4 protein-coding genes are annotated in these 7,094 nt (G+C 68.0%); 2 read left to right on the top strand and 2 right to left on the bottom strand.

What is annotated here, in order from left to right:
• The coding region (locus tag FLL47_RS13825) for an integrase core domain-containing protein (RefSeq protein ID WP_246157890.1) at positions 1-431 on the top strand (431 nt) is incomplete at its 5' end.
• A gap of 131 nt (positions 432-562) precedes the next feature.
• On the opposite strand, the gene FLL47_RS13820 is transcribed toward FLL47_RS13825, so the two are convergent.
• Both FLL47_RS13820 and FLL47_RS13815 read right to left on the bottom strand, forming a co-directional pair.
• Positions 563-1,228, bottom strand: coding sequence for a hypothetical protein (locus FLL47_RS13820; protein WP_144120914.1), 666 nt, complete (start codon positions 1,226-1,228; stop codon positions 563-565).
• Between the two features lie 852 nt (positions 1,229-2,080).
• Positions 2,081-3,004, bottom strand: a complete 924-nt coding sequence (locus FLL47_RS13815) for an alpha/beta fold hydrolase (RefSeq protein ID WP_144120913.1) — start codon at positions 3,002-3,004, stop codon at positions 2,081-2,083.
• A gap of 136 nt (positions 3,005-3,140) precedes the next feature.
• Here FLL47_RS13815 and FLL47_RS13810 point away from each other — a divergent pair, with 136 nt between their 5' ends.
• Positions 3,141-7,040 carry a caspase family protein gene (locus tag FLL47_RS13810; RefSeq protein ID WP_144120912.1) on the top strand — a complete coding sequence of 1,300 codons (3,900 nt, stop codon included), beginning with the start codon at positions 3,141-3,143 and terminating at the stop codon, positions 7,038-7,040.
• The last annotated feature ends 54 nt before the right edge of the window (positions 7,041-7,094 follow it).

Here is a 7,094-nt window from a genome sequence, read left to right as displayed (position 1 = left end):
CCCGCTCCACGTCCCGCCGATGCGACGGCGCCCCGGGCGACTTCATCGCGGCCCTGCCCGTCAACGCCTTCATCCACCCCGCCGGGCGACCCATCAACACCTCCAGAATCAAGGTGTTGCGACGACCGGTTGAATCCGTCCAGTTTCGATCGAGGAAGTTCGTCGCCGCGCTGCACCAGCACCGCATGCTCGGCTCGATGGGCCGGGTCGGCGCCGCCGGCGACAACGCCGCTATGGAGTCGTTCTTCGGCCTGTTGCAGAACAACGTCCTCGACCGCCGGTCCTGGGCCACCCGCGACCAGTTGCGCACCGCGATCGTGACCTGGATTGAACGCACCTACCACCGGCGCCGACGACAGCGCCCGCTCGGCAAGTTGACCCCCATCGAGTTCGAGACAATCATGACCTCACCGGCCAGTCAGGCCGCGTGACTACACCTGTCATCTATCGGTGCAGCAGACCCAGTCAATCGATGGTCATGGTGGCGGCAAGCCCATCAACATAGGGCAAAACTATGCCACTACCAGCACAGATACTTGAAAGGCAAACTGCAACTGGAGTACTAATTCTCGGCGCAATCCTGGAACTGCTGGATGGTTTCAAGAGTCGGTTCCTTTTGGTTCAGAGACCAAACAGTACCGACTCTGGCGTTTCCGACATTCCATACCGTGCCAACGAAATCAATCGCCCAAAATCCTGCTGGATCAACAAAGTACATCGCACCTGGCTGTTCATCAGGACGGGTATACACGGTTACTACAACCCGTTGGCACGCTGGCACGTCCGGGAATCTCCAGTTGATGCCAAACATTCGAAGTCGGCTCGACGGGGTGGGCCTGTCTGCCTGGGTGAACGCTGCACCTAACAGTCGTGCTGACGAGCGATTATCGATTTGAATGACTAGAGTGCACGTGTCATGGTCATCGCATGTCCTTTCCTTGATCCAGTAGGACACCTTGGATGCAAACCTCGCCATCAGTCGATCTTGCGTTATCTGATTTGCGGTCACTTGGCTCTGATTGGCTTGAACCTGGCTCTCGGTTAGCCGAAAGGTCATCCACGCACTCCACGCTGCGATGGCCAGGGCAGTCACAGTGGCGACTGCTTGAACCCAGACAGCAAAGCCATCACGCGGTCGCAGTATTTGAGCTTGCACCGGCAACACATCTGACGGTACCCAAAGCCCGCCGTCGCGCCTGGTCCACGATGCCATGATCAGTCCAATCACATCAGCAACTTCGCATCGCCTCACATTGTCGTACGCCGTCAAGGCCCTACATCACGTTGTAGGAGCCCAGGGTAGGTCAGCGACTCCTGTGCCGTCAGGTTGGCCCACCGCCCCGGCAAGGGATTAGGCCAGGGCTGTATACCGCCAGCAATCACCGGCAAGAGCCGGCCGAGCTCGACTCGGTTTCGGCGCGGTCGATCTGCTGCTGGTTGTCGGTGAGCGGTGCCAGGGGGCCCCGCGAAGCACGAGGTGCTCGGGCGAGCGACTGAGCCGACGTCCATGGCGACTACACGTGCTGGCATCGTCCTCCGAACATGATGACCTGGCGGCCTCACGCCGACGTACGGCCGGGCGGCGACTTCACCGTGGCCATCACCACCCGGCCATCGTGATCATGTGAGCGGCAGCTCACCGGCCATCGTGATCATGTACTTAGGGTTCATGTAGCCCCGGAGACTCCAGACTTCCTCCTCGGAGCTATTTTTACTGCTCAACGGCGGTTCACGGGCCGCGTCTCGGGGTGCGTTTCGGGCGGCTCGCTCAATGGGTGGGAAGAAGCGATGCTGCTTCGACCTGGTGGTGGTCGGCGGTGCGAGGTGTAAGCGAGGCGTACTTCGACCCAACGGGTCGATGTACGAGATGTACGGCGAGGATCGCCGCTCCGGTGCTGACGCGGCCTTATCGATGGGTGCAGGTCTCGTCAGCGCCTCAAACGTGAAGCAGTCAGTGTGGCTGTCGCAGGAAGTGGCCTATTTCCCGCGACAACCCGGCTTGTCTCTACCCCGTTCACCGGTCCGCCGCCCTAGCCGTCGTTCCGTCGTGGGCCGGGGACGGAGGCCTTGGCGAAGGACGTCAACAGTTGCTCACTTTGGCGCCGAGCGCGTCGGCGATGGCGTTGCCGATGGTGGGTTTGGTGAGGTAGAAGGTGGCGCGGTGGGGTTCGGCACCGTTGTCGACGGTGTAGGTGCTCTCGAAGACGGCGGCTGGTGGGCGTGCGTTGTCGAAGATCTTGGTGAGTTTCGGGCGGGCGGCGATGATGTCGTCGCGGTCGGCAAGGTTGATCCAACGGTGCACGCCAGCCGGATAAGTAGGAGGTTGCTGCAGGCAGCGGATCACTGAGGCCAGGCCGAGCGGGCTGCCGAGAGTGACGAACAGGGGCAGGGGTTGTGGTCTGGCGTGCAGGGCTTCGTAGGCGACGATCGAGCCCAGGCTGTGAGCAACCACGACGCGGGTATCGGGGCCGACGTGTTCGTGGACGGCGGCGATGGCGGCTTGCCGGATTGCGGGTTCGGTGAGGTAGCGCACCGCCTGGCCGACGATGGCGTTGCGGCCGGCGAGGTGGAATCCGGCGTTGCCGAACCAGGGGATACGGTCGAGGGACGCCAGCGCGCGGGCGGTCACGGCCCGCAGTCCTTGGGCGTCGGTGGGATCGTGCTGCAGGGCATCCAGTTCTCGGCGGGCGGTGCCGGCGTCGCGGGCCCTGGTGGAGTCCAGGGCGTTGGTGAGCCATTCGGTGGCGATGTCGTCAGCGAGGTCGAGTTGCGCGTCGGTGAGGTCGCTGGTGTGGCCCTGCTGGTCGGGGGTGAGGAACAGGTTGCCGTAGAACGCCATCCTGGCCCACCGGTCGGCGGGCCGGATCGGCCAGAGTTGGTCGGCGAGGTCGCGGTGTCCGGCGATGCGGATCCCACCGGCGAGGGCGGGCAGCCACTCGTGTTCGAGGTCGTCGGCGGAGCGTTGCTGCTGGGCGATGCCGTGGACGAGCACTATGCGGGCCATGCGCGGATTCCTTCCTGGACATAGGGCGGATGCTGGGGTGGGTTTCGTCTGACAGTGTGACTGGGTGAGTACCCTCCGCGCCCGCCGTCTGGTTTTGGTGATCGGGTCGCAGTGCGCGGCCGCACAGCAACAGCCATTGAGTTTCCTACCGGAGCTGGCCCAGGACCTCGCACGGGTCCTGGTAGATCCCGGGCTGGGCGGCTGCGAGCCCGCGTTGGACGTGGGGCCGGTGCTGATCGACCCGTCACGGACCGGCCTGATGCAGGCGGTGCGGGCCGCGTTCACCCGGGCTAACGACGGTGACGGGTCGGTGCTGGTGCTGGCGTTCATCGGGCACGGTATCGCAGTCGACGAGGACTTCTACTTCTTGCCCGCTGACGGCAGCGGCCGGGGTCACTTCGACGCGGATGTGCATGTGTCGCAGCTGTTGAAGGAGGGTTTGCGCGACAACCCGAACTTGGACGGGCTGCTGGTGCTGCTGGACACCTGCCACGCGGGAGTCGGTGCGGCGCAGGCCGCGGCATGGCAGCAGGTCGGGTTGGGCCGGCGAACGCACCGGTACGAGCTGCTGACCTCCAGCGCCGATCAGCCTGCTTACGGTGGGGTTGTCACCCGGACCATGATCGAGGTGCTGCGGGCAGGGATCACGACCGCAGGCACCACGATCGGCTCCCGCCACCTGCATTCTTTCCTGCGCGACGAGGTGGTGGGGCAGCGCCCGCAGCGGATCACCCATGATGGTGGTGGCTGGGCCAACCCCGATGACGAAGGCCTGTGGTGGGCGCACAACGCCGGTCACTACAGCCGTCGTTCCGAGCCGGCTGTACCGGCCGGGTATGTGGTGCCGGCCCGCTCGGCGTACCGGCTGCAGGTCGCCCAGATCGCACCGGAGCACTTGTACGACCGTGATCAGGAGACGGCCGATATGGCCGCGTTCTGCACCATGCCTGACGCCGACTCGTACCGGTACTGGCGGGCCGGACCGTGGGCGGGCAAGTCGGCGCTGATGTCCTGGTTCGCGCTGCATCCCCCAGCCGGGGTGAACATAGTGTCGTTCTTCATCACTGCCCGCTACGCCGGGCAGAGCGACCGGGTCGCATTCACCGAGGTAGTCGTCGGACAACTCGCCGAACTACTCGATGAGCCGATGCCGGTGCTGACCGACGCCACCCGTGAGTTCACCTTCTTGTATCTGCTGGCCCAGGCGGGGAAGCGGTGCGAGGCAAGGGGTGAGCGGCTGGTGCTGCTCGTCGACGGTCTCGACGAGGACCGCGGGGTCACCACCGGGCCTGATGCCCATAGCATCGCGGCGCTGCTGCCGGAGAGGCCCTCGCATGGGGTACGGATTATCGTCGCTGGTCGGCCGAACCCGCCCGTGCCCGATGACGTGCCACCCGGCCACCCGCTGTACGACAAGGCCGTCATTTTCCCGCTCACCCCTTCCGCGCAGGCCCGAGTTGTACAGAAAGACATGCAGCGCGAGCTGTCCCACCTGCTGAACGGCAGCCCTGCTGAACAGGATCTGCTGGGTCTGCTCACCGCCGCCGTTGGTGGCCTTAGCGCCCGGGACCTGGCCGAACTCACGGGTCAACTCCCTTGGCAAGTCGAAGAGCACCTCGCCACCGTTGCCGGACGTTCGTTTAACACTCGCGGCAGTCAATGGCGGCCCGGCCAGGAACCCGACGTGTACGTTCTCGGCCATGAGGAACTCCAGAAAACAGCCACCGGCCGGATCGGCCCCCTCCGCCTGAACGACAACCGACAACGGCTACACGCCTGGGCCGATACCTACCAGACACGAAACTGGCCGCCCACCACACCCGAGTACCTGCTCCGCGGCTACTACCGCCTCCTTGCCAGCATCGGCGACCTAACTCGCCTAGTCGCCCTGTCCACCGACACCGCTCGCCACGACCGGATGCTCGACCTGTCCGGTGGCGACACCGCTGCCCTCACCGAGATCACCACCATCCAGACACTGCTGCTTGCCCAGCCCGAGCCTGATCTGGAAGTTATGGCGTTGCTCTCGATACGCCGTAAAAACCTGACCGACCGCAACACCAACATCCCCGCTGGCCTACCCGCCGTCTGGGCGCACCTCGGGCAACCCGCCCGCGCCGAAGCCCTAGCCCGGTCGATTAGCGACCCGCGCCAGCGGGCGCAGGCGCTGACCGCGGCGACCAGGGCCGCGGCCGCGTCCGGGGATCCCGACCGGGCCGAGCAGATCGCTCGGTCCGTCACCGACCCGTACCTGCGGGCGCAGGCGCTGACCGCGGCGACCGAGTCGGCGGCCGCTTCGGGTGACCCCGATCAGGCCCGGCGGCTGGCCGCCGACGCCGAGCAGGCCGCCTGGTCCGTCACCAACCCGTACCTGCGGGCGCAGGCGCTGACTGCGGCGACCAGGGCCGCGGCCGCGTCCGGGGATCCCGACCGGGCCGAGCAGATCGCCCGGTCCGTCACCGACCCGGGCATGCGGGCGCAGGCGCTGACCGCGGCGACCGAGTCGGCGGCCGCTTCCGGTGACCCCGATCAGGCCCGGCGGCTGGCCGCCGACGCCGAGCAGGCCGCCTGGTCCGTCACCAACCCGAATCTGCGGGCGCAGGCGCTGACCGCGGCGACCAAGGCCGCGGCCGCTTCCGGCGACCGCGACCAGGCCTGGCGGCTGGCCGCCGACGCCGAGCAGGCCGCCCGGTCCTTCACCGACCTGGGCATGCGGGCGCAGGCGCTGACTGCGGCGGCCGAGGCGGCGGCCGCTGTTGGCGACCTGGACCGGGCCCGGCGGCTGGCCGCCGACGCCGAGCACGCCGCCCGATCCTCCTTTGACCAGCATGTGAAGGTGCAGGCGCTGACCGCGGTGGCCGAGGCGGCGGCGGCTTCCGGCGACCTGGACCGAGCACGGCGGCTGGCCGCCGACGCCGAGCAGACCGCCCGGTCCGTCACCAACCCGTACGCGCAGGCACATGCGCTGACCGCGGCGGCCGAGGCGGCGGCCGCTGTTGGCGACCCGGATCGGGCCCGGCGGCTGGCCGCCGACGCGGAGCAGGCCGCCCGGTCCTTCACCGACCCGTACGTGCGGGCGCAGGCGCTGACCGCGGTGGCCGAGGCGGCGGCCGCTGTTGGCGACCCGGATCGGGCCCGGCGGCTGGCCGCCGACGCGGAGCAGGCCGCCCGGTCTATCACCGACCCGTACGTGCGGGCGCAGGCGCTGACCGCGGTGGCCGTGGCTGCGGCCGCTTCCGGTGACCTCGACCAGGCCCGGCGGCTGGCCGCCGACGCCGAGCAGGCCGCCAAGTCCATCATCAACCCGGACCTGCAGGCATACGCACCGACCGCGGTGGCCAAGGCTGCGGCGGCGTCCGGGGATCCCGACCGGGCCGAGCAGATCGCCCGGTCCGTCACCGACCCGGGCATGCGGGCGCAGGCGCTGACCGCGGTGGCCGTGGCTGCGGCCGCTTCCGGTGACCCCGATCAGGCCCGGCGGCTGGCCGCCGACGCCGAGCAGACCGCCCGGTCCGTCACCAACCCGTACCTGCGGGCGCAGGCGCTGACTGCGGCGACCAAGGCTGCGGCGGCGTCCGGGGATCCCGACCGGGCCGAGCAGATCGCCCGGTCCGTCACCGACCCGGGCATGCGGGCGCAGGCGCTGACCGCGGCGACCGAGTCGGCGGCCGCTTCCGGTGACCCCGATCAGGCCCGGCGGCTGGCCGCTGACGCCGAGCAGGCCGCCCGGTCCTTCACTGACCCGTACGTGCGGGCGCAGGCGCTGACCGCGGCGACCAAGGCTGCGGCCGCTTCCGGCGACCCCGATCAGGCCCGGCGGCTGGCCGCCGACGCCGAGCGCGCCGCCCGGACCATCACCAACCCGAACCTGCAGGGGCAGGCGCTGACTGCAGTGGCTGAGATCGTCGGTCCGCAGGCAGCGTGTCGGTTGTTGGGCGAGGCGTTCGCGATGGGCCACTGGTGGTCGCCGTTGTCTGCGGTCGCCCGGGTGGCACCGCAGGTGGTGCTTCGGATTGCCGATTTGATGTTGCGGTAAGGCCAAACCGATCTTGGGCGACTACCTATAACGTCCGTCACACTGGCCATGACG

Source organism: Catellatospora sichuanensis (genome assembly GCF_007483665.1).
In the GTDB taxonomy this organism is placed as follows: Bacteria; Actinomycetota; Actinomycetes; order Mycobacteriales; family Micromonosporaceae; genus Catellatospora; species Catellatospora sichuanensis.
This window is presented reverse-complemented; position numbering and strand designations above follow the sequence as displayed.